The sequence below is a fragment of the Nesterenkonia muleiensis genome (assembly GCF_003600155.1).
GTDB lineage: Bacteria > Actinomycetota > Actinomycetes > Actinomycetales > Micrococcaceae > Nesterenkonia > Nesterenkonia muleiensis.
Genome location: NZ_QWLD01000022.1, coordinates 1 through 20408 on the forward strand (window position 1 = coordinate 1; position 20408 = coordinate 20408).

The 20408-nt window shown below is 65.1% G+C and carries 21 protein-coding genes; 11 read left to right on the forward strand and 10 right to left on the reverse strand.

Going from position 1 to position 20408, the window contains the following annotated elements; all coding sequences use genetic code 11:
- Positions 1 to 62 precede the first annotated feature (62 nt).
- From DVO78_RS07100 to ectA, 3 genes are all read right to left on the reverse strand, one after another.
- A complete protein-coding gene (locus DVO78_RS07100) occupies positions 63 to 452 on the reverse strand; it encodes an ectoine synthase (RefSeq protein ID WP_120004126.1) in 390 nt (129 codons plus the stop codon).
- Positions 453 to 688: 236 nt separating this feature from the next.
- On the reverse strand, positions 689 to 1975 hold the full coding sequence (gene ectB / locus DVO78_RS07105; protein ID WP_120004127.1) for a diaminobutyrate--2-oxoglutarate transaminase: 1287 nt from the start codon (positions 1973 to 1975) through the stop codon (positions 689 to 691).
- Between the two features lie 50 nt (positions 1976 to 2025).
- Positions 2026 to 2544 (reverse strand): diaminobutyrate acetyltransferase, encoded by a 519-nt coding sequence (ectA, locus tag DVO78_RS07110; protein ID WP_120004128.1) that lies wholly within the window; start codon positions 2542 to 2544, stop codon positions 2026 to 2028.
- 354 nt (positions 2545 to 2898) lie between these two features.
- Between ectA and DVO78_RS07115 the strand changes: the two genes are divergently transcribed.
- Both DVO78_RS07115 and DVO78_RS07120 read left to right on the forward strand, forming a co-directional pair.
- Positions 2899 to 3120 (forward strand): CsbD family protein, encoded by a 222-nt coding sequence (locus DVO78_RS07115; protein ID WP_120004129.1) that lies wholly within the window; start codon positions 2899 to 2901, stop codon positions 3118 to 3120.
- Between the two features lie 521 nt (positions 3121 to 3641).
- Positions 3642 to 3863, forward strand: coding sequence for a hypothetical protein (locus DVO78_RS07120; protein ID WP_157983905.1), 222 nt, complete (start codon positions 3642 to 3644; stop codon positions 3861 to 3863).
- 22 nt (positions 3864 to 3885) lie between these two features.
- Here the strand turns inward: DVO78_RS07120 and pheA are convergent, their stop codons facing one another.
- The gene (gene pheA, locus DVO78_RS07125) at positions 3886 to 4752 is read right to left on the reverse strand and encodes a prephenate dehydratase (protein WP_420799075.1); all 867 of its coding nucleotides are present in this window, start codon (positions 4750 to 4752) and stop codon (positions 3886 to 3888) included.
- 53 nt (positions 4753 to 4805) lie between these two features.
- Complete coding sequence (locus tag DVO78_RS07130; protein WP_120004132.1) at positions 4806 to 5135, reverse strand: rhodanese-like domain-containing protein; 330 nt, start codon at positions 5133 to 5135, stop codon at positions 4806 to 4808.
- Positions 5136 to 5204: 69 nt separating this feature from the next.
- On the opposite strand from DVO78_RS07130, the gene DVO78_RS07135 reads away from it, so the two are divergent.
- Positions 5205 to 6698, forward strand: coding sequence for an amidase (locus tag DVO78_RS07135; RefSeq protein WP_238385186.1), 1494 nt, complete (start codon positions 5205 to 5207; stop codon positions 6696 to 6698).
- A 9-nt stretch (positions 6699 to 6707) separates the two neighbouring features.
- On the opposite strand, the gene DVO78_RS07140 is transcribed toward DVO78_RS07135, so the two are convergent.
- The gene (locus DVO78_RS07140; RefSeq protein ID WP_120004133.1) at positions 6708 to 7820 is read right to left on the reverse strand and encodes a diacylglycerol kinase family protein; all 1113 of its coding nucleotides are present in this window, start codon (positions 7818 to 7820) and stop codon (positions 6708 to 6710) included.
- A 128-nt stretch (positions 7821 to 7948) separates the two neighbouring features.
- Here DVO78_RS07140 and serS point away from each other — a divergent pair, with 128 nt between their 5' ends.
- From serS to DVO78_RS07155, 3 genes are all read left to right on the forward strand, one after another.
- A complete protein-coding gene (gene serS / locus DVO78_RS07145) occupies positions 7949 to 9232 on the forward strand; it encodes a serine--tRNA ligase (protein WP_120004134.1) in 1284 nt (427 codons plus the stop codon).
- A gap of 193 nt (positions 9233 to 9425) precedes the next feature.
- A complete protein-coding gene (locus DVO78_RS07150) occupies positions 9426 to 9917 on the forward strand; it encodes a Dps family protein (RefSeq protein WP_120004135.1) in 492 nt (163 codons plus the stop codon).
- A gap of 299 nt (positions 9918 to 10216) precedes the next feature.
- Positions 10217 to 11062, forward strand: coding sequence for a nitroreductase family protein (locus tag DVO78_RS07155; protein WP_120004136.1), 846 nt, complete (start codon positions 10217 to 10219; stop codon positions 11060 to 11062).
- Between the two features lie 18 nt (positions 11063 to 11080).
- Here DVO78_RS07155 and DVO78_RS07160 read toward each other — a convergent pair whose 3' ends face one another.
- Together DVO78_RS07160 and DVO78_RS07165 are read right to left on the reverse strand one after the other, a co-directional pair.
- The gene (locus DVO78_RS07160; RefSeq protein WP_157983906.1) at positions 11081 to 12331 is read right to left on the reverse strand and encodes an MFS transporter; all 1251 of its coding nucleotides are present in this window, start codon (positions 12329 to 12331) and stop codon (positions 11081 to 11083) included.
- Positions 12332 to 12501: 170 nt separating this feature from the next.
- Positions 12502 to 13323: a GAP family protein gene (locus DVO78_RS07165; protein WP_120004183.1), complete on the reverse strand. Its 822-nt coding sequence runs from the start codon at positions 13321 to 13323 to the stop codon at positions 12502 to 12504.
- Between the two features lie 127 nt (positions 13324 to 13450).
- On the opposite strand from DVO78_RS07165, the gene DVO78_RS07170 reads away from it, so the two are divergent.
- Genes DVO78_RS07170 through DVO78_RS07190 form a run of 5 tightly spaced genes read left to right on the forward strand, consistent with a single transcriptional unit; the run spans position 13451 to position 17443 of the window.
- Positions 13451 to 14659 carry a sensor histidine kinase gene (locus DVO78_RS07170; protein WP_157983907.1) on the forward strand — a complete coding sequence of 403 codons (1209 nt, stop codon included), beginning with the start codon at positions 13451 to 13453 and terminating at the stop codon, positions 14657 to 14659.
- Positions 14656 to 15351: a response regulator gene (locus DVO78_RS07175; RefSeq protein WP_120004139.1), complete on the forward strand. Its 696-nt coding sequence runs from the start codon at positions 14656 to 14658 to the stop codon at positions 15349 to 15351. Before DVO78_RS07170 ends, DVO78_RS07175 begins: the two co-directional genes overlap by 4 nt.
- A 32-nt stretch (positions 15352 to 15383) precedes the next feature.
- Positions 15384 to 16109, forward strand: coding sequence for an MSMEG_4193 family putative phosphomutase (locus DVO78_RS07180; protein WP_120004140.1), 726 nt, complete (start codon positions 15384 to 15386; stop codon positions 16107 to 16109).
- Between the two features lie 9 nt (positions 16110 to 16118).
- A complete protein-coding gene (locus DVO78_RS07185) occupies positions 16119 to 16670 on the forward strand; it encodes a DUF3090 domain-containing protein (protein WP_120004141.1) in 552 nt (183 codons plus the stop codon).
- A gap of 56 nt (positions 16671 to 16726) precedes the next feature.
- Complete coding sequence (locus tag DVO78_RS07190; protein ID WP_120004184.1) at positions 16727 to 17443, forward strand: SCO1664 family protein; 717 nt, start codon at positions 16727 to 16729, stop codon at positions 17441 to 17443.
- Between the two features lie 131 nt (positions 17444 to 17574).
- Here the strand turns inward: DVO78_RS07190 and xylB are convergent, their stop codons facing one another.
- A complete protein-coding gene (gene xylB, locus DVO78_RS07195) occupies positions 17575 to 19020 on the reverse strand; it encodes a xylulokinase (protein ID WP_120004142.1) in 1446 nt (481 codons plus the stop codon).
- Between the two features lie 181 nt (positions 19021 to 19201).
- Positions 19202 to 20380, reverse strand: coding sequence for a xylose isomerase (xylA, locus tag DVO78_RS07200; RefSeq protein WP_120004143.1), 1179 nt, complete (start codon positions 20378 to 20380; stop codon positions 19202 to 19204).
- Positions 20381 to 20408: the final 28 nt, after the last annotated feature.

Here is a 20408-nt window from a genome sequence, read left to right on the forward strand (position 1 = left end):
GTGTGATGGCCGCGGTGATGCGGCCGAGAGCGTGGCGGGGTTTCCCTGCCCGCGGGACCAGCTCAGTCCTCGATGATCAGCGGGTAGACGCCATTTTCATCGTGGACTTCCTTGCCGGTGACCGGAGGGTTGAACACGCAGACCATGCGGGTCTCTTCCTCGATCTCCAAGCGGTGCTTCTCATATCCGTCCAGCAGGTAGAGGAAGCCGTCGGTGACCTCATGCTTCTCGCCGGTCTCGAGATTGGTCAGAGTGCCCTTTCCTGCCACGGTGTAGACCGCCTCCACATGGTTGGCGTACCAGAACTCACTGACCGTGCCGGCCTTGATGTTGGTCTCATGCAGTGAGAAGCCAACTTTCTCCTTGGCCAGGACCATGCGGCGGGAGCGCCAGTTGCCGTGGTGGATGTCGCGGTCTGTGCCGTTGAGGTCGTCGATGTGCAGGGTGTACATCCGTGCTCCTTGGTTGTGGGTCGGAAAACCGACGATTGGGAATACCAGGGCTTAATCCTGCCACGAGTTCAGTGACAGCGTGGTTTCTCAGGACACGGCCGTGGCGCTCAGCTGCTGCCAACCCGATTCTCCACTGCCAACCGGAACCCGCGGTGGCAGCAGGCAAAAGTGTTGGCAGGCGCCGCTGAGGGTGCAGTAAAAGGATGGTTCGGAAGGGGTGGTGGGAGGGCGGCCGCTCAGTGCGGAGGACGAATCCGGGAAGGCTCGCTCATCTGGCCGGTGGCGGCCAGCACGCAGTCCTCCAAGATGTGCATGCCCTTCTGCAGGTCCTCAGAGTCGATGGTCAGCGGCGGCATGAGCTTGACCACTTCGTCCTTCGGGCCAGAGGTCTCCACCAGCATGTTGCGCTTATAGGCCTCAGCGGCGACTTTGCCGGCAGTGTCTGGCTCGGGGAACCAGATGCCGGAGAGGAAACCGCGGCCGCGCACCGTAGCACCCTTGACGTGCTCGGCGATCTTCGCCATCCCGGTGTGCAGCTCCTCGATCTTTCCGGCAAGCTCCTTCTGGAACGCATCATCGGTCCAGAACAGCTCCAGAGCGCGTGCTGCGGTGACGAATGCCAGGTTGTTGCCGCGGAAGGTGCCGTTGTGCTCCCCCGGCTCCCAGACGTCCAGTTCGGGCTTGAACAGGGTCAGGGCCATGGCCAGGCCGTAGCCGGATATCGACTTCGACACGCAGACGATGTCCGGGACGATGCCTGCCTCCTCGAAGCTGAAGAAGGTGCCGGTGCGGCCGCAGCCGGCCTGTACGTCGTCGACGATCAGCAGAATCTTGTGCCGCCGCAGCAGATCGGCCAGCGCCTTCAGCCATTCCATGCGAGCAGCGTTGAGCCCGCCTTCACCTTGAACCGTCTCCACGATCACGGCCGCTGGCTTGTCTACTCCGGAGCCAGAGTCCTCCAGGACCTTCTCCAGCCAGATGAAGTCCGGAATGTCGCCGTCGAAGTAGTCGTCGTAGGGAATCTTGGAGGAGTTGGTCAGCGGGATGCCGGCACCCTTGCGCTTCATGGAGTTTCCGGTGACCGACAGGGCGCCCAGGGTCATGCCGTGGAAGGCATTGGTGAAGGAGAGAATGTGCTGGCGGCCGGTGACCTTGCGAGCCAGCTTGAGCGCAGCCTCCACAGTGTTAGTACCTGTCGGTCCGGGGAACATGACCTTGTAGTCCAGGTTCCGTGGTTCCAGAATGATGCGTTCGAAGGTTTCCAGGAAGCGGCGCTTGGCCGGGGTCTTCATGTCCATCGAGTGGGTGACCCCGGAGTTGGACACATAGTCGACCACCAGGTCGCGCAGCTGTGGATGATTGTGTCCGTAGTTCAGCGCGCCGGCCCCGGCGAAGAAGTCGAGGTAGCGGGAGCCGTCCTCGGTGAACTGGTAGCTGCCTTCGGCCTTCTCGAACATAGCCGGCCAGTTCATGCAGTAGCTGCGTACTTGGGATTCGCGGGTCTCAAAAATATCAGTGGCCATGGTGGCGTCTCTTATCCTCAGTCTCTTGGGGGTCTACAGGGGGAGTTGAATCATCGGTTGAGCGGTTCGACGGTGTACAGATCCTCATCGGCATGAGTCTCACCGGACTCCGAGGGGAAGAGGTCCTGAGTGAACAGCGGACGGCTCTGGATCTCGGTGCCGTGCTCACGCGCCAGGGCAGTGAACAGTGCGATAGATGCTTGGTTATCGGCGGTGATGGTGGTTTCCAGGCGCGCGGCCTGCGTGCGCCCGACCAGCTCGAACAGCATCTTCTTGGCCAGGCCTCGGCCTCTGAAGGTTGAATCCACCGCCACCTGCCAGATGAACAGCGTCTGCGGGTCGGAGGGCTTCAGGTAGCCGGAGATGAATCCGGCAGGTTCGGCCTCCACCTCAGCGATCACGCTGGTGGCGGCGAAGTCCCGAGCCCACAGCAGATAGGCGTACGGGGTGTTGGTGTCCAGCACCCCGGTGCCGTCGGCAAGTCGCCAGAGGTCGGCACCGTCAGCGACTGTGGGGGCACGCAGGATGATCAGCTCGTCGTTTCGGGCAGGGCTATATTCGGCATTCATTACTGACCACACTAGTAAGACATCCCTAGGAATCAAGCGGAGAAGCCCGGAAAGGCGCCCTAAACCCACCTTCGGAGGCATGTTTGAGGTATTCGGCTGGATATTACGACGACGCCGAGGGCTTGCCAGAGCGCGGATGCAGGCAGTGGGGAAGTTTTTGGTGAGGCGATTCAGCCCACCGTAATCCAGCTGTGATTCAGAATTCACCGGAGGGAGGAGTGGCGAAGGACCAACTGCCTAGACCCTGGAGGAGCCCCAGTGTTCACTGGGAGTTTGCCGGAACAGTGGTGACAGGAAGAAGGCTGCGCGGTAGCATCGTGCCTTGTCAGATCCACTTCGGCGAAAGGAGATCCCATGGGACTCGGAGACAAGTTTGACGCCGCGAAAGACAAGGTGGCCGGCTCCACCAAGGAAACCGCCGGCAAGGCCACCGGAGATTCCGAGCTGGAGGGTGAGGGCAAGGCCCAGAACCTTCAGGGCAAGGTGAAGGATGCCGCTGAGTCCGTCAAGGACACGGCCAGCGACGCCAAGGAGCAGGCCAAGGGCTTTGCTGAGAACCTGAAGAAGGACAACTAACAGCTGGCCCGACATTGATGGCGCCGGGAGACTCGCCCAGTGGTGAGCCTCCCGGCGTCGTTGTGTCTGCGCGTCCTCAAGCAACGCTTCTTATCCCCATCAATCAGCAAGAATTCTCAGAGGTCACATAATTCTGACTTACTTTCGCTGAATTCTTGTGATAAGTTATAACCTGTCACTGTTCAACCGAGCCTGTGAAAGGAGGGGCACCATGAAAATCTCAGAGATGAAGAACCCGGACTTTATGCCAGGGCTGTCATGGGGTGCCGCAACAGCGCGCTATATGCCCCTCGGCGTCGGTTTCGTGTCAAGCACCCGGTAAGGCAGAGTCCTCCCGGGACAGCTTATCTCCCCTTTTCGCTGCGCGACCCCTCGTCAGCATTGTCCTTCAAGGCTGCAGACTGACGTCCATCAATTCTTTGATGTCATAAACCAGCAACGTCGCGCGCATGTATTGATGCCCCGTTTTTGGGCAATTTGACCCTAGTCATCTATGCCTTTTTATAGCTTGAGGAAAACTCGTGTCTACATCAACATCCACACCTGACTACGGTGCCATGCAGCGCGCCGCGCTGGCGGTCTCGGCCGTCCTGGCCGCTTGGGCTGAGGCCTCCGCTCGCAGGAAGCGCCTTTCCGCTGCGGCGGGAGAGGGTGCCCGCCACCGCCGCATTCGGCGGCAGCAGGCCGAGCTCCGACGTGAGGCTGCCATCACTGAGCGGCTCCTAATGCCGCGGCAGTTCTGAGCTGCTTCTCGGCCGCCTGCCCTTAGCGTATGTTTCCCCGCAGTGCGGTGATCCACGCGTGGGCGGCCGAGAACGCGGCCTCGGAGACCTCTGGGCCCACCTGCTGCGGCTTCTCATCGGCCCGGGGGTATGAGCCCAGGAAGCGGATCTTCGGCGAGATCCGGTGAACCCCGGCCAGTGCATCGGCAATCCGTTCCTCGCCGATATGCCCCTCCAGGTCCACCGAGAAGTAGTAGTCACCCATGCCGAAGCCGGTGGGGCGAGACTCGATTCGGCACATGTTCACCCCGTTGGTGGCGAAGTGCTCCAGGATCTCCATCAGCCCACCGGGATGATCCTCCGGCAGGGGAATCATCACGGTGGTCTTATCCGCCCCGGTCATCTCCGGCACCGGCCCCGGCTTGGCGGCCCGGACAAACCTGGTCACTGCACCGGTGACGTCCTCAATCTCGGAGGCCAGCACATGCAGCCCCAACTGCTGGGCCACCAGTGGTGCACAGATCGCCGCATCTGCCACCGAAGGGTCCTGCTGCAGGCCGTGGGCGGCAGCCGCAGTCGAGGAGGCCGGCACGAACTCGGCGTGCGGCACCGTCGCCTCAGCCCATCTGCGCACCTGGGCCCAGCCGTGAGAATGTGTGGCGATCGAGCGCACGGTCTCCAGCGGCCTCGGCTCAGCAGAGACCAGAACAAAGGTGATCGGCACCAGGGCTTCGGCGGTGATGTGCAGATGATGGGCCACCGAGACGGCGTCGAGGGTGGCGGTGACCCCGCCCTCCACCGAGTTCTCGATGGGCACCACCGCGGCATCGGCGTCGTCGTCCTCCACCATGGTCAGCGCCGAAAGGACAGAGCCTGTGGGCAGGCGCTGGGCCGTTTCCGCCCCGGGCATCTGCAGCAGGGCGGCTTCGGTGAAGGTCCCCGGGGGACCCAGATAGGAGTACCTCACAGGATTCGTGGCTCCTCACCGCTGCTGGACTCCAACGGCTTGCCAGCGGTGATCCAGGAGTCGTATCCGCCTGCCACGAAGAACGCCGAGTAGCCCTGTGCGGTCAGCCAGCCGGCGATCTGCACGCTGCGACCGCCGGTGCGGCAGATCACGTAGTAATCTTCGTCAGGATCCAGCTCCGTCTCGAAGCGGGTAGGGATCTCCTCCACCGGAATATGGACCGCAGCAGGGGCGTGGCCGGGTTCGAACTCATAGGCTTCGCGCACATCAAGCAGGGCGGCGCCGGCGGGCACCTCCGCCGCAGGAACTGTCTCTACATCGGCCATGGCTCCACATTATCCTCAAGAAACCGCTCCGCGCCTGCGTGAGCAGGGTTGATTCCATAGAGTGGTCCTATGGACCAGGTTGCAGGTGTGCCCAGAATCCCCCAGACGGCAGGCCCCAGCTCAGGGCGCACCACCGACCTGTCGATGGCCGATTTCCGAGCAGCCACCGCTGCCCAGTGGAGGTATTCGGTCCTCACCGGGGAGGTCTCCTGTGTGGAGCTGACCACCACAGCGCTCACCGCAGCGGCCACCATGAGCGGGTTGGGCGCATTCCTCCACCTGGACCCCGAGTTCGCCCTGGCCCGGGCAGAGCTTCAGGACGCTACGCTGAGGATGCTCAGAGAACGAACGACGCCGCAGCTGCTGGCAGAGACCTCACCATTGGTGGGTCTGCCCACCGCCTTCAAAGACCTGGTGCCGGTGGCCGGTCTGCCGCTGACGTGGGGCACGGCGGCCCTGCCGGCCACAGTGCCCGCTGCCGATGCGCCGCTGGCCCGCACCGTACACCGGGCCGGAGGCATCAGCATCGGCAAGACCCAAGTGCCGGAGTTCGGGCTTCCCTGCTACAGCGAGAACCAGCTCGCAGAGCCCGCCCGCAACCCCTTGGCCCTGACCCGCACCGCAGGCGGATCCAGCGGAGGCGGCGCAGCCGCAGTGGCGGCCGGGATGCTCCCCTTCGCGCCCGGAAACGACGGCGGGGGCTCGGTGCGTATCCCTGCCGCAGCCTGCGGTCTGGTGGGGCTGAAGCCGGGCAGGGGCAGGGTTCCCGACGACGCGGCCTCCGCCTCGGTGCGCAACCTTGTCGTCTCAGGCCCGATGGCCACCAGCGCTGAGGATGCGGCCCTGCTCTTCGACGTCATGGCCAAACAGGGCCGTTTCGCCCAGTCCGCGGTGCACAGCGCACTGGACCGGGGACTGGCCCCGCTGCAGGTGGGGGTGACCACGGATTCGCCGTTCTCCCCCGACCTGGAGATCGTGCTGGCCGAGGAGGCGATGCTGGCACTGGAGGAGGGGATCTCCGCGCTGACCGGGCTCGGCCACCGTGTACAGGGCGCGGAGAACGCACATTTCTCCCGCGGCGGCGCAGAACAGTTCTGGACCCGGAACTACCACCAGAACTTCCAGGCACTGTGGACCGCAGGGTTGGCCGAGCGGGGTTTCACCGACGCCCAAGTGGAGCAGATGACGCCGCTGACGCAGTACTTTGTGGAGCTGTCCCAGCACCGCCGGCAGCAGCAGACCGATGCGTCCATCGCCGCCCTCCAAGAATTCTCCAACCACGCTGAGGACCTCTTCGGTCCCTGTGATGTGCTGATGACGCCGATGCTGGCCTGCGCGCCACCGGAGCTGGGCTGGTTCTCAGCCCTGGAGCCGGCGGAGAACTATGTGGAGCAGTGCCGGTTCACCCCATACAGCTCAGTGGTCAATGTCCTGGGCCTGCCGGCGATCAATGTTCCAGTGCACACCAGCTCCGATGGGCTGAGCTGGTCGGTCCAGCTGATCGGCAGGTTCGGCTCCGAGGAGCGGCTGCTGGCGCTGGCGGCGACGATGATGAGCAACTGACTGAAGCCGCTAGCTCTCCGGGTGCTCCAGCACGCTGGGGGACACACCGTTGACCACCAATGAGCCGGGGTCTACCTGCGCCGAGACGCTGACCACCTCGCCGACCGCGTCGCCGTCGATCTGGAAAGGCATCGGCCCGGCCATGGTGAGCCTGGCGACGCGGGCCTGACGCACCTTCATCACTGGAATGTCGGCGGAGAAGCGCAGGACGGTTTTGGACACCACCCGCGCCCAGTCCAGGGCGTGGCGCGGGGTGAAGAGGGCAACGTCCATATGCCCGTCGTCGAACATGGCCTCCGGGATCAGCCTGATTCCGGCCTGCAGCGTGCCGCAGTTGGCCAGCAGCACCGAACGGACCCGGAAGGTCTCCGGGTCGGCGTCGTCGAGCTTCACCCCTACGGTCTTGCGGGCGCCCAGCACATGCCGGAGTCCGGCCTCGCCGTAGGCCAGCCAGCCTGCCCGTGCCTTGAGCACCTCACGGGTGTCAGCCATGACCTCGGCGTCCAGGCCGCCTCCGGCAATGACCAGGCTGATCTCCTGATCGGTGCGTCCGCCGCTGCGCTGCAGCCGAAGGTCCAGAGTGTCCACGGGGTGAGGTGCGCCGTGGATCGCCTCTGAGGCGCAGGCGGCCAGGTCTTGGTAGGGCAGGCCGATGTTGCGGGCGAAGAGGTTGCCGGTGCCCAGCGGGACGATGCCCATGGCCACCTCGGTGCCGACCAGGCGGGCGGCCACTGCGCGCAGAGTGCCGTCACCGCCTGCGGCGATCACCACATCGCACCCGGCCTCCACTGCGCGATCAGTCATCGACAGACCAGAATCCTCAGGTGTGGTGGGCTCGATGAGCGGGGCTGGCATGCCGGCACGCTCGCAGGCCTGACGGACCAGCGCGACGGCCTGGTCGGCGTTCTCCTTGCTCGCGTTGACCACCACGCCGATCAGCCGGTCCACTGGAAGCTTGGGATGCGCGGCAACCGAGGCGGTCACTTCAGCGCGCTGTTCAAGCTCGGTGACCTGCCGCTTCAGCGCCCTCACCCGTCGGCCCAGACGCAGAATGACCACCAGCAGCCCGACGGCGAGCCCCAGCCCGACGGCGATCACCCACCAGTAGCCCTCTTCTGTCATGTACAGGAGCTTATCTGTGTTGATGGCGGCGGCGGGTGAACCCCGCTCGCTTCTCGGCCGCGAGCTGCGCGCCGTCCTTCAAGGGGCTGAGGCGCGCGCGGAGGTGAGAGCGTACTAGGCTAAGCACTGTGATTGACATCAAGGACCTCATCGCTGACCCTGAGAAATACCGAGCCAGCCAGCGTGACCGTGGGGCCGAGGAATCAGCTGTGGATGTTCTCATCGAGGCCTCTGAGGCCCGCACTGCGGCGATCACCCGGTTTGAGAGCCTACGTGCTGAGCAGAAGGCGCAGGGCAAGAAGGTCGCCAAGGCCCAGGGCGAGGAGAAGCAGACGCTGCTTGAGCAGGTCAAGCAGCTTGCCGCCGAGGTGAAGGCTGCTGAGGCCCAGGCCGATAATGCTGCCGAACGGCTGCGTGCCGTTCAGGCCTCCTTCCCCAACCTCATCCACGACGGCGTTCCGGCCGGCGGGGAGGATGACTTCATCATCCTGCGTACAGAGGGTGCCGTGCGGGACTTCGCTGCCGAAGGGTTCGAGCCCAAGGACCACCTGGAACTGGCCGAGCTGCTCGGAGCGGTCGATATGCAGCGCGGGGCCAAGGTCTCCGGTTCCAGGTTCTACTTCCTCACCGGCATCGGGGCCAGGCTTGAGCTGGCGATGATGCAGATGGGCCTCGACCAGGCTCTGGAGGCCGGCTTCACCCCGATGATCACTCCTACTCTGGTGCGCCCGGAGGCGATGGCCGGCACCGGGTATTTGGAGGCGCATGACGACGTCTACCACCTCGAGCGCGACGATATGTACCTCGTCGGCACCTCAGAGGTAGCCCTGGCCGGTTACCACGCAGATGAGATTCTTGACCTCTCCGACGGTCCTGCCCGGTACGCCGGATGGTCCACCTGCTACCGGCGTGAGGCCGGCTCACACGGCAAGGACACTCGCGGTATCCTCCGGGTCCACCAGTTCAACAAACTGGAGATGTTCGTCTACTGCGCGGCGGAGGAGTCCAAGGCCGAGCACGAGCGGCTGCTTGGCTGGGAGGAGCAGATGCTGGCGAAGATGGAGCTGCCCTACCGGGTGATCGACACCGCCGCCGGGGATCTGGGGCTCTCCGCCGCCCGGAAGTTCGACTGCGAGGCCTGGGTTCCCACCCAGGGCACCTACCGCGAGCTGACCTCCACCTCAGACACCACCACCTTTCAGGCCCGCCGGCTCAACATTCGTGAGCGTACGGTGAGAGCCGATGGCGGCAAGGGCCCCACCCGGCCGGTGGCCATGCTCAACGGCACCCTGGCCACCACCCGGTGGATCGTGGCCATCCTGGAAAATCACCAGCAGGCCGACGGCTCGGTCCGGGTGCCGCAGGCGCTGCGCCCCTACCTCGGCGGCCTGGAGGTCATCGAGCCGAAGTAGCGGCTGTCCAGCAGGCTCTCAGGTACTGCTCACCTTGGCTCGATAGTAAAGAGTCCATGACTCTTCAACAGTGCTCAGGACGCGGCATAAGGCCAGCCTCATCTTCCTGGCGCGGCTTGTTCTGAGTAACTAAGATTTAGCTATGACGCCGACAGAGCGCCGGCGCATCATTTCAAGCAGAAGGAGTGTTGAGATGACTAAGACTGCTGACTACACCGTTCCCGGCCTCGGCAAGGACAACGGCGAGGAGATCGCCGGACTGCTGCAGGACAGGCTGCATGCCCTCAACGATCTGCACCTGGTGCTCAAGCATGTGCACTGGAATGTGGTGGGCCCGAACTTCATCGCTGTTCACGAGATGCTGGACCCGCAGACCGAGACAGTCCGGGGGTTCGCCGATGATGTCGCGGAGCGCATCGCTACCCTGGGCACAGCACCTTCGGGACTTTCCGGTGAGCTGGTCACTGAGCGTTCCTGGAAGGACTATCCGCTGTTCAAGGCCAGTGTGGAGGACCATCTGAGCGAGCTGGACAAGGTCTACACCGGTGTCATCGAGGATCACCGCGAGGTGCTCGCCAAGACCGGTCAGATCGATCCGATCACCGAGGATATCCTCATCGGTCAGGTCAAGGACCTTGAGCTATTCCAGTGGTTCATCCGCAGCCACCTGGAGAAAGTTTCCTGACGTGGCCCACACAGATGCTTCGCATCTGCGCGGGGCCCAGACGTCAGGAGCCTCCCGCCTGATTCTCTGAGATCACGACGACGCCCGGGCCGGGTGGTGGATCATCCCCACCAGTCCGGGCGTCCTGCTGCGTGCGAGGTGAGCATGGCCGGGATGGAGCCTGCAGTATGCGAAGGTTATCGGTGTTTACCGCCAGTTTCGGCGCTGATCCGGTAGTCGGGCAGAGGGAGTTGTGCCGAGCGCGTCAAACACGGTAACGAGTGCGCGGCGAACTGGCCAGTCTCGGTAGGTTGATAGGCATGAGCGAAACGACCACACCGAAACAGCACCTGCAGGCGCGCTGGGGCGCGGACCCCGGCTTTGTCCCAAAGGAGTGGAACACCACATTGGAGACGATCGTCTCCCACCGCTCAGTGCGGCAGTGGCAGGACCGCGAGGTCACCGAGAACCAGATCCGCACCATCGCAGCGGCCGCGCAGTCCGGATCCTCCAGCTCCAATAAGCAGGTGGTCTCTGTGGTGGCGGTCCGCGACCCAGTGAAGAAGCAAGCGCTGGGTGAAGTCGGCGGACCCCATCAAGCCCCCCACATCTCCACCGCGCCGGTGGTGCTGGTCTGGCTGATCGATACCTCCCGGATCCGTGCTGCGGTGAGGAAGGCCCAGCTGGAGAAGCCCAAGGTGGAGTACACCGGGGCCGAATACCTGGATGAGGTGTTGGTAGGTGCCTGTGATATTGGCATCAACGCCCAGAACGCCGTCATCGCAGCACGTTCGCTGGGATTGGGCACCTGCTACCTGGGCTCGTTGCGCAACGATGCCGAGTGTGTCGGCGAGATCCTGGGCACACCTGAGCATGTGGTGCCATTCGTCGGCCTGGAGATCGGGCACCCGGACCCGCAGGAGCCGGCCGGCATCAAGCCGCGGATCCCCCAGAGTGCCTATCTGCACTGGGACGCCTACGACGCCGCGGCCGCCACTGACGTCGCCGACTATGACCAGATCCTGGCCGACTACTTCGCCCAGTACGGCAAACCCAGCTCCTGGACCTCAGGGCTGGTCTCCCGGGTCGGGCCCAAGGCGGTCAAGGTGCGCAAGCGCCACTTCCTGCGCCAGGTCTTCGAACGCGCCGGCTTCGGCCTCAGATGAAACCACCTGCGCACCGGATCACCGTCGCAGCGCCAGGTACACCAGCAGTGCGGAGACCGTGATCCCAGGCCAGATCATCAGTGTGGTGACGATGCCCAGAGTGGAGCCGGAGAGTCCTCCGAGAAGACCTGCGATGGGCACCATACCCATGGTCAGCGTCCGCCGTGCGGTGGAGATCCGCGCGAAGTGCGACTCCGGCATGATCGAGGCCGCCCACCCCATGGTCGCCACACTGGCCGCCACCACGGCGAAACCCCACAGCACACTGTGTGCGAAGACCAGACCCACCGCGGCAGGGTAGGGGGAGAACGCTGCGAGCACGTAGAACGACGCCGCCAGAATCTGCCCGCAGGTACCGGCCACCATCAGCTGGGGAGCCTCCCAGCGGCGCATCAGCCAGGGCCCCCACAGAGCTCCGAGCAGCCCGCCGACCGCTCCGGCACTGACGGCGGCGCCGAAGAGCGCCGGGCTCAGGTTCAACACCTCCAGCAGGAAAATCACCTCCACCGCAGCGCCGAACCCCAGGGCGGCATTGGTTCCGGCGACCAGCAGAGTGACCGCCAGCAGCTGGGGAAGGGCGACCAGCTCCCGGAATCCTGAGGTGAGTGTGCCCCAGAACCCTCCCTTCTGGGCAGGCGAGGTCCCGGCGTCGTTCTCTGCTGCTTCGGTATTTGGCGCCATGCTACCCCGGTGCTCCACCGGGCTCAGGGCGATCAGGGCGATCCCGAGTAATGCGATGCTGAGGCCGATCAGCACTGGTACCCCCATGGCAGTGATCACCAGGCCCGCGGCGGCTGGGACGATGATGCGCACTGTCTCGTCCACCGAGGCGATTCGGGAGACGTACCCGGAGATACCGGCGGCTCTGGCTTCGCCGTATTCGACAAGCCGAGGGGCCAACGCCTGACGAGAGGCCTCGATGGCGGTGGTGCAGACCCCGGTCAGCGTGACGACCACCATGCCCAGCCAGATGGTCAGCACACCGGTGATCTGGAGTGCGAGCAGAATGCTGATGAGCAGGATGAGCGCTGCCTGGGAGAGCCGGAGAATTCTCAGTGGGTGCGTGCGGTCAACCAGAACACCTATAGGGACCGCCAGCAGCAGGAAGGCCGCTGAGCCCAGGGCATTGATGATGCCCATCTGATAGGCAGCTGCACCGAGAAGAGAGACGAACAGGACATCGGTGGCGACCTCGAGGGTGGAGGCAGAGACCGCGCCGGAGCCGTTGGAGGCCATCAGTGCGCGCCGTTGGGAGGGCAGGGAGGTCAAGGGTGTTCTGCTTTCATGTTCAGAAATCGGAGGTGAACACGGCCAGACGCAATGGGCGGGGAAGGCAGTGAGAGCTGAAGCCAGTGCCGGTGATGAGCGTTGGCCGACCGCAGGGCGTGTCAGTCGGCTGGTCTAAATCCGCATGCAGAACATGAGCCTCACTCTACCTCTTAGAGTCCCTCCAGGGCGTTGAGGCCCAGGAACAATCCCAGCAGGAAGAGGATCAGGGCGATGGTTCCGTGGGCATGGCGGCTCAGAAAGCCCTCCAACCGTGAGAGCGGACCCTCGACCAGCCGGTGGGCAACGATCCGTCCGGCCAGCAGAACCACAGCTGGCATGATCATCACCGCGCAGTAGAACAGAATCATCAATGCCGAGCCTGGCAGCTCCGGGGCGGTGGCCGCCACCAGTCCGATGCCTGCCAGATAGGGCAGAAGGGTGGCAATCTCCATACCCACCGCAGCCAGCGCAAGTGCTAGAAGAGGAACGACGCCGCCCTGCGCCCCTTCACCGACCGCCCGGTTGCGGAACCGGCTCACCCGGTCAGCGGAGCGTCGCGCGGCCTCGCGCTTGCGCTTCTTCGCCTTGCCGGCCTTTGTCATGGGATCGAGCCGCAAGCTGTACCAGATCAACCCGGCGGCCAGCGCGGCCTGGCCCAGGAGAAAGGCCTGTGACTCGCGGGCTTGTGCGAACCAGGCGAACAGCTCGTTTCCGAAGAGCGCCAGACCTGCCAGCAGAAGCAGCCCGATGACCGCGTAGGCTCCGGCCACCACACCCAGGTAGACCAGCACCCGGCCGGCGTGCAGCCGCCCCGGTGCCATCAGAAGCCACACTGGTATCAGTAGGGTGCCGAAGCTGGTGGAGTCGATCAGCGCCAATACCATCAGAACTCCCAGCAGCGCTAGGGTTCCCTCCGGTCCGCCATCCAGCCAGTCGGCGGCGACGTCCGCACCGCCGACTGCGCTCGCTGCGACCGCATGAAGTCCTGTCATGTCCTGATCATCCCGCCGGTTCTCCGGTGAGCGCATCGGCCTAAAGATGGAACCGAGAGCCTGTCAGCTGCTCACCTGCCACCTTTGGCGGAGGCCGGAGCTGCCGGGACTGTGGTCGAATGGCTGTGTGAAGCAGAACTACCGCGCGCATCTGCATTCGGTGGGCTACCTTGCGCTGGCCCTGGTGACCATTGTCGCCGGCTGGGCGGGCCCAACGGAGCTGCCGTGGTGGGAAACAGTGGGCATGGAGCCTGCGGTGTGGTGGCATGTGTTCACGCTGGCAGCCATGTCTGGCGCACTTCTGGTCAAACTCCGTCGCCCCACGCTCGCTCTGGTGTGGGGTGCACTCTGCGTGGTGGCGGACCTCAGCTTCGGCATCAACATCGGGCTTCTCATCTGCCTGACCGATCTCATCTACAGCCACGGGATCAGGGCTTCGGCGCGCCGGGCCCGAGTGGTCAATATGAGCCTCATCGGGGTGGTTGCTGCGGTGACTCTGGCAGTGACCGTGGTGGACACCGGCCTGCCGGTGATCAGCGTGCTTCTGTCCAGCACTGCAGTGCTGCTGGTTCCCTGCTGGTGGTCGGCGGAGGTGCGCCGCGGGTATCCTGCCCTGGTAGAGGATCAGGTCCGGAAGAATCTCGAGCAGGAGCGCCATGCTGAGCTCCTTGCCCAGCACAAGCGGCGCAGAACGGCCGCCATCGAGTCCGAACGCCGCCGGATGGCCCGCGAACTCCATGATGTGGTCTCCGCACAGGTCTCCGCGGTCGCCCTGACCTCGGGTGCAGTGCTCAACGCCGAGGCTGACTCCCAGCGCGACCGTGAAGCGTTGAAGAGCATCCGCTCTACCAGCCTCACCGCGTTGGAGGATCTGCGCCAGATGGTCCAGATGCTGCGCGCCACAGGCCCTGAGGACGCCGCCGCCGCCGAGCTGCTCACCGACACCACCTGGGATCAGGTGCTCGAGCAGGCGCGGGGACGAGGGCTGGAGGTGTCTGTGCACGGCACGCTGCCGAATGATCTCCCTGCGGCAGTGCGAGCGGTGCTGCTGCGCATACTGCAAGAGTCTTTGAGCAACGCGCACCGTCACGGCATCGGTGGCGCCGATGTGCGGTTGCAGAACAGGAACGGACAGATTGAGCTTCAGGTGGGGTCAATGCTGCCAAAGGGTCCTTCCCTGTCTCAGGAGACTGGCACGGGTAGCGGGTTGGCGGTCATGGCGGAGCGGGTGAACAGCGTCGGGGGCCGTCTCACTGCAGGTGAGTGCTCAGGCCGGTGGATGGTCCGTGCCGAACTGCCCAGCGGCAGCGTCTCCGAGAGGAGTGAGAGAAGATGAGTGCTGAAGAACACGAGCGGGTCACCACGGTGCTTCTTGCCGATGACCACCCCAGTGTGCGCGCCGGACTCCGCCTGCTGCTGGAGACCGCGGACCGGATTGAGGTGCTGGGCGAAGCTGCTGACGGCCAGGCCGCCGTCCAGCAGGTGCGGGCGCTGGCCCCCGATGTGGTGCTGATGGATGCTCGTATGCCCGGCACTGACGGGATTGCTGCCACTCGACGGATCGTGGCAGAGACGGACACCGAGGTGCTGATGCTGACCACCTTCGACCTCGACGAGGTCGTCTTCGGTGCGCTGCAGGCCGGCGCGGCGGGGTTCCTGCTGAAGTCCGCAGAACCCAGCGATCTCATCCAGGCCATTCACCGGGTAGCGGCCGGCGACGGCGTCGTGGCTCCTGAGGTGACCAGGAAGGTGCTTCAGAGGTTCGCCCAAACCTCCGGGGCAGAACCTGCTGAGGGCAGCGGCCAGACTGAACCTCCGCAGCACCAGCAGCTGAGCGAGCTGACCCCGCGCGAGCAGGAGGTGCTGGCGGCCCTGGGGCGTGGGCTCGGCAACTCACAGATCGCCCAGGAGCTTTTCGTGGCCGAGGCCACGGTGAAGTCGCATGTCTCCAGTCTGCTGGCCAAGCTGCACCTGACCTCCCGTATGCAGGCGGCTGTTCTAGCCCGTCAAGCCGGGCTGGACGTTTAGCAGAAGCGTTCTGCTGGTCTAGGCTCGTGGGCATGGCTACTGTCATCCTGGTACGGCACGGCCGCAGCACCGCCAACGCCGACGGCGTCCTGGCTGGCCGAGCTGCGGGCGTCACGCTCGATGAGATCGGACACAGTCAGGCGGCGCATACCGGTGACCGGCTGGCGGTGGTGCCGCTGGTGGGCCTGGTCGCCAGTCCTTTGGAACGCTGCCGGCAGACATCGCAGGCGATCCTTGATCGTCAAGCAGGTTCCCCTGCGATGTCGGTCGATACCGGAATCACCGAATGTGACTACGGCCAGTGGCAGGGTCGCAGGCTTGCGGATCTGTCCAAGGAAGACTTGTGGTCGGTGGTGCTCAGGCAGCCGTCGGCCGCCGTTTTCCCCGGAGGGGAGTCACTGGCCGCGATGCAGGCCAGGGCGGTGGCTGCGATCCGTCGACACGATGCGGTGTTCGAGTCCCAGCACGGGCCGGGGGCGGTATGGGCGGCGGTGAGCCATGGCGACATCATCAAGGCGGTTCTGGCTGATGCGTTCGGCATGCATCTGGACCTTTTCCAGCGTATCCACGTCAATCCCGCCTCGGCATCGATCGTGCGCTACACGGCCGCACAGCCCCACGTGGTGTCCACCAACACTGATGCAGGCGACCTGTCCTGGCTCCGGGAGACCGAGAGTGCAAACAAGGACACGACGACCAGCGCGCAGATCGGTGGTGGAGCGGGCCCCACGGCCCCACCACCGGCCGCTCTCTCCTAAAATAGACACATGCCCACCATCACCCACGGATTCGACTGGCCCGACCGGTTCGTCGTCGGCACGGTAGGCCCTCCCGGGTCTCGCACGTTCTATCTCCAGGTGCGCGCCAGGACCGAGATCCTCAGTGTCGCCCTCGAGAAGCAGCAGTCGGCGGCCCTCGCCGAAGGGATCGACGAGGTTCTCGGGGAGCTGATGGCCCAGGAGGGCAACCCGTTCAGCGTCCCGTCTCAGACGCCGGAAGGGCTCATCGACAACGAGCCGCTGGAACAACCGGTCCAGGAGCAGTTCCGGGTCGGGGCGCTGAGCCTGGGCTGGGACCCCTCGACCGCACAGATCGTCATCGAGGCAGTGCCCGTTCAGGAGGCGGACACCGAGGAACCGGCCCACACCGGGGCGGAACCGGAGGAAGTCCTGGTTGTCCGGATTCCGGTAGGTGCGGCACGTGCCTTCGCCAAGCGAACCCGCGAGGTGGTGGAGGCAGGGCGTCCCCTCTGTCCGCTCTGCCACCTGCCGATGGACTCATCCGCCCACGTCTGTGAACCACCCGACGAGTTCCGGTGACGCTGACACGCCCTGACGATGCCGTCAACGGTGAGCTCGTGGTGGAAGCCCGGATCATGTCGGCGTCGAACATGACCTTCATCGGCCGCATCGGTGAGGCCAAGGTCGTCTACAAGCCTGTGGCCGGTGAACAGCCTTTATGGGACTTCCCCGACGGCACCCTTGCCCGGCGGGAGGTGGCCGCCTATGCGCTCTCGGAGTCGCTGGGCTGGAACGTGGTCCCGCCCACCTGGCTGAGTGACGGACCGTTCGGGATCGGTATGGTGCAGCGGTGGCGAGACCGTGACGCGGACCAGGAAGCTGTCGCACTGGTCGGCATCGAAGACCTGCCTGCTGAGGGATGGTGCCATATCTTCGACGGCCTGGACGCGCAGGAGAACCCGGTGTCGCTGATCCACGAGGATTCGCCGGCGCTGCGGCGAATGGCAGTGTTCGACGTCATCGTGAACAACGCCGACCGCAAGGGCGGCCACGTGCTGGCGATGCCCGACGGGCACCGCCACGGAGTAGACCACGGACTGACTTTCCACACCGAGTACAAGCTGCGCACCGTCCTGTGGGGATGGCTCGGCGATGACCTTCACGCCTCCGAGCTGGAAGGGGTCGAAGGAGTCTGCTGCGCCCTGGGCGGCGAACTCGGCGACACCCTTGCTGAGCTGCTCAGCGACGAGGAGATCACCGCGTTGGCCATGCGCTGCGATCTGCTGCTGAGCACCGCACGGTTCCCTGCCCCTGATGGGGAGATGCCTGCGATTCCCTGGCCACCGTTCTGAGGACACCATGTTCGGGGAAAGCTACCAGAGGCAACCGATTCTATCGGGGTCGCCGTTGTCGCCGAACGCCTCACCGGACCCATCGCGCGGGCGCGGTGAGCGTGGGTGTGGACCGGAGATGACAGGAGCGCTCAGGGCCTCTCGGTGAAGAGATGCTGACGCTGGGCGTAGCGCTCGCGGACGAACCGGGTGGGCTCGGCGGTGAAGCTGGTGACCCGTGAGGCCGTCCACTGCGGGGCAGTGTCTGATCCGGCGAGCACCCACGCCGCCTGAAGGGCCGCGCCGTCGGCAACGTATTCGCCGGGCTCGGGCACCAGGATCTCACGCTCGAAGATGGCCGGGGCGATCTGCTGCACCGCCGGGTTCTTGGCGGCCCCGCCGATCAGCTGGATCGAGTTCACCGGCACGCCCATACCGGTCATCGCCTCCAGTCCTTCGGCCAACAGGCAGAGCAGGCCCTCCACGGCGGCCCGGGCCACATCGTGGGGGTTCATCGAGGCCAGCGAGAGCCCCACGAAGGATCCGGTGGCATGAGGGAGGTTGGGAGTCCGCTCCCCCTCCAGGTAGGGGATCATGGTCAAGCCGTTCGCACCGGGTTCGGCGGCCAGGGCCAGCTCGGCCAGCTGATCGTGGTCCACACCCAGCATCCTGCAGGCGCCGTCGAGCACCCGGGAGCCGTTGAGGGTCACCGCCAGCGGCAGGAACTCCCCGGTGGCTGAGGCGAAGCCGGTGATCATCCCGGTGGGATCCTGCACCGGCAGCGGGGATGTCGCGGCCACCACCCCTGAGGTGCCGATGGAGACCGACACGTCTCCGGTGCCCATGCCGATGCCCAGTGCGCCCATGGCATTGTCCCCGCCGCCGGGGCCCAGGACCAGGCCGCCCCAGCCTCGGGCTGGGTCTCCGGTGCCCACCGCCTGGTTGGCCGATGCCACCCTGGGCAGAACGATCTGGCGGGCCTGGTCCTCGCGGATCCGCAGCGCTGCCGCCAGCAGATCGTGGCGGTACTGGCCAGCAACAGTGTCGTAGTAGCCGGTGCCGGAGACCTCGGAGCGGTCGGTGATCAGATCAGCCACGTTCCTCGAGCCGGAGATCTTCCAGGTCAGCCAGTCATGGGGAAGGGCGACGGCGGCCACCCGCCGGGCATTCTCCGGTTCGGCGTCGGCCAGCCAGCGCAGCTTGGTCACTGTCAGCGAGGGTACTGGCACTGAGCCGACCATCCGCGCCCAGGCCGCCTTGCCGGCGACCTCGCCCCCGTACTCGTCGATCAGCTGTGCGGCGGCTTCAGCGGAGCGGGTGTCGTTCCACAGCAGTGCATCGCGGATCACCTGGCCGCGTGCGTCCAGGGCCACCATGCCGTGCTGCTGGCCGCCCACTGCTGCGGCGGCGACGTCGTTCAACCCTCCTGCGGCTTCGACGGCCTCCAGGAAGGCGTCCCACCACGCCTGAGGGTTCACCTCGGTGCCCTCCGGGTGCTTGGCGGAGCCGGAGCGGACCAGAGCGCCGGTCTCAGCGTCCCGGATCACCACCTTGCAGGACTGGGTGGATGAGTCGATACCAGCCACAAGCGTTGCCACGGATTCTCCTAAGGGTGCAGGCGCAGGGTCACGCGAAAAGTCTAGTGGGTCAGGTCACGCTGACGCCCGGCGCTGTCCTGACGAACCCTCTCTGACATCCGGGTCCCGGGCAAACCTGAAGCGTGTGTGCGGGCAGCTTCAGGGACCGAGCAGGGTTTCCCCGCGGACGGAACCTGCGCTGTCAGCCGATCAGGTGCCTGAGGGCCAGCTGGTTGAGCTTCACGAAGCCATAGTCACGCTCAGCGGCCTTCTCGGCGTCGAACTCCTCGTAGACGGAGGTGTCGGCTAGGAAGTCGCTGAGCGACTCACCGGGGGCCAGAGTGGGCTGAGCCAGTTCGAAGATCCCGGAAGCCTCAAAGGCAGCCTGAACCTCGGGGTCAGCACGGTAGGCCTTGGCCTTATCGGCCAGCAGGGTCACCATCTCTGTGTTGGCCTTGGCCGAATCCCAGATGCCTTGGACGTAGTCGGTGCGGGAGGGCTTGTAGTCGAAGTGCAGCCAGCCGTCATAGGCCGGCCCGCCGTTGGGGAACCCATTGACCAGCAGATCGATGGTGAAGAACGCGCTGGTGAGGTCGCCGTGGCCGAAGACCAGGTCCTGGTCGTATTTGATCGAGCGCTGACCGTTGAGGTCGATGTGGAAGAGCTTGCCGGCCCACAAGGCCTGGGCGATGCCGTGGGTGAAGTTCAACCCGGCCATCTGTTCGTGCCCGGTCTCGGGGTTCAGGCCCACGATGTCCCCGTGCTCCAGCTGCGCGATCATGCCCAGGGCGTGGCCGATGGTCGGCAGCAGGATGTCGCCGCGGGGCTCGTTGGGCTTCGGCTCCAGGGCGACCTTGAGGTCGTAGCCCTTGTCCTTGATGTACCCGGCAACGGTGTCGATGCCCTCGGCGTAGCGGTCGTGGGCGGCATTGAGATCCTTGGCGTTGTCGTACTCGGAGCCTTCGCGCCCGCCCCACATCACGAAGGTCTCTGCCCCGAACTCTGCGGCCCGGTCCACATTGCGCAGCAGCTTGCTCAGGCCGAACCGGCGCACCGAGCGGTCGTTGGAGGTCAGGCCGCCGTCCTTGAACACCGGGTGGGAGAAGGTGTTGGTGGTGATCATCTCCACCTTCAGGCCGACCTGGTCGGCAACCTCTTTGAACGTGGCGAAGTACTTCTCCCGTTCGGCGTCATCGGTGCCGAAGGGAGCGACGTCGTCGTCGTGGAACGTCACACCGGAGGCGCCTGCCTCCTTGAGCTTGGGCAGGTACTCCCAGGGTTCGAAGGCGGGGCGGGAGGCCTCGCCGAACTGGTCGCGGGCGGTCCATCCCACAGTCCAGAGGCCGAAGGAGAGCTTGTAATCAGCTGGCGTCGAGGCCATGGGGTTCCTCCATGGAGATAGGTCGGGG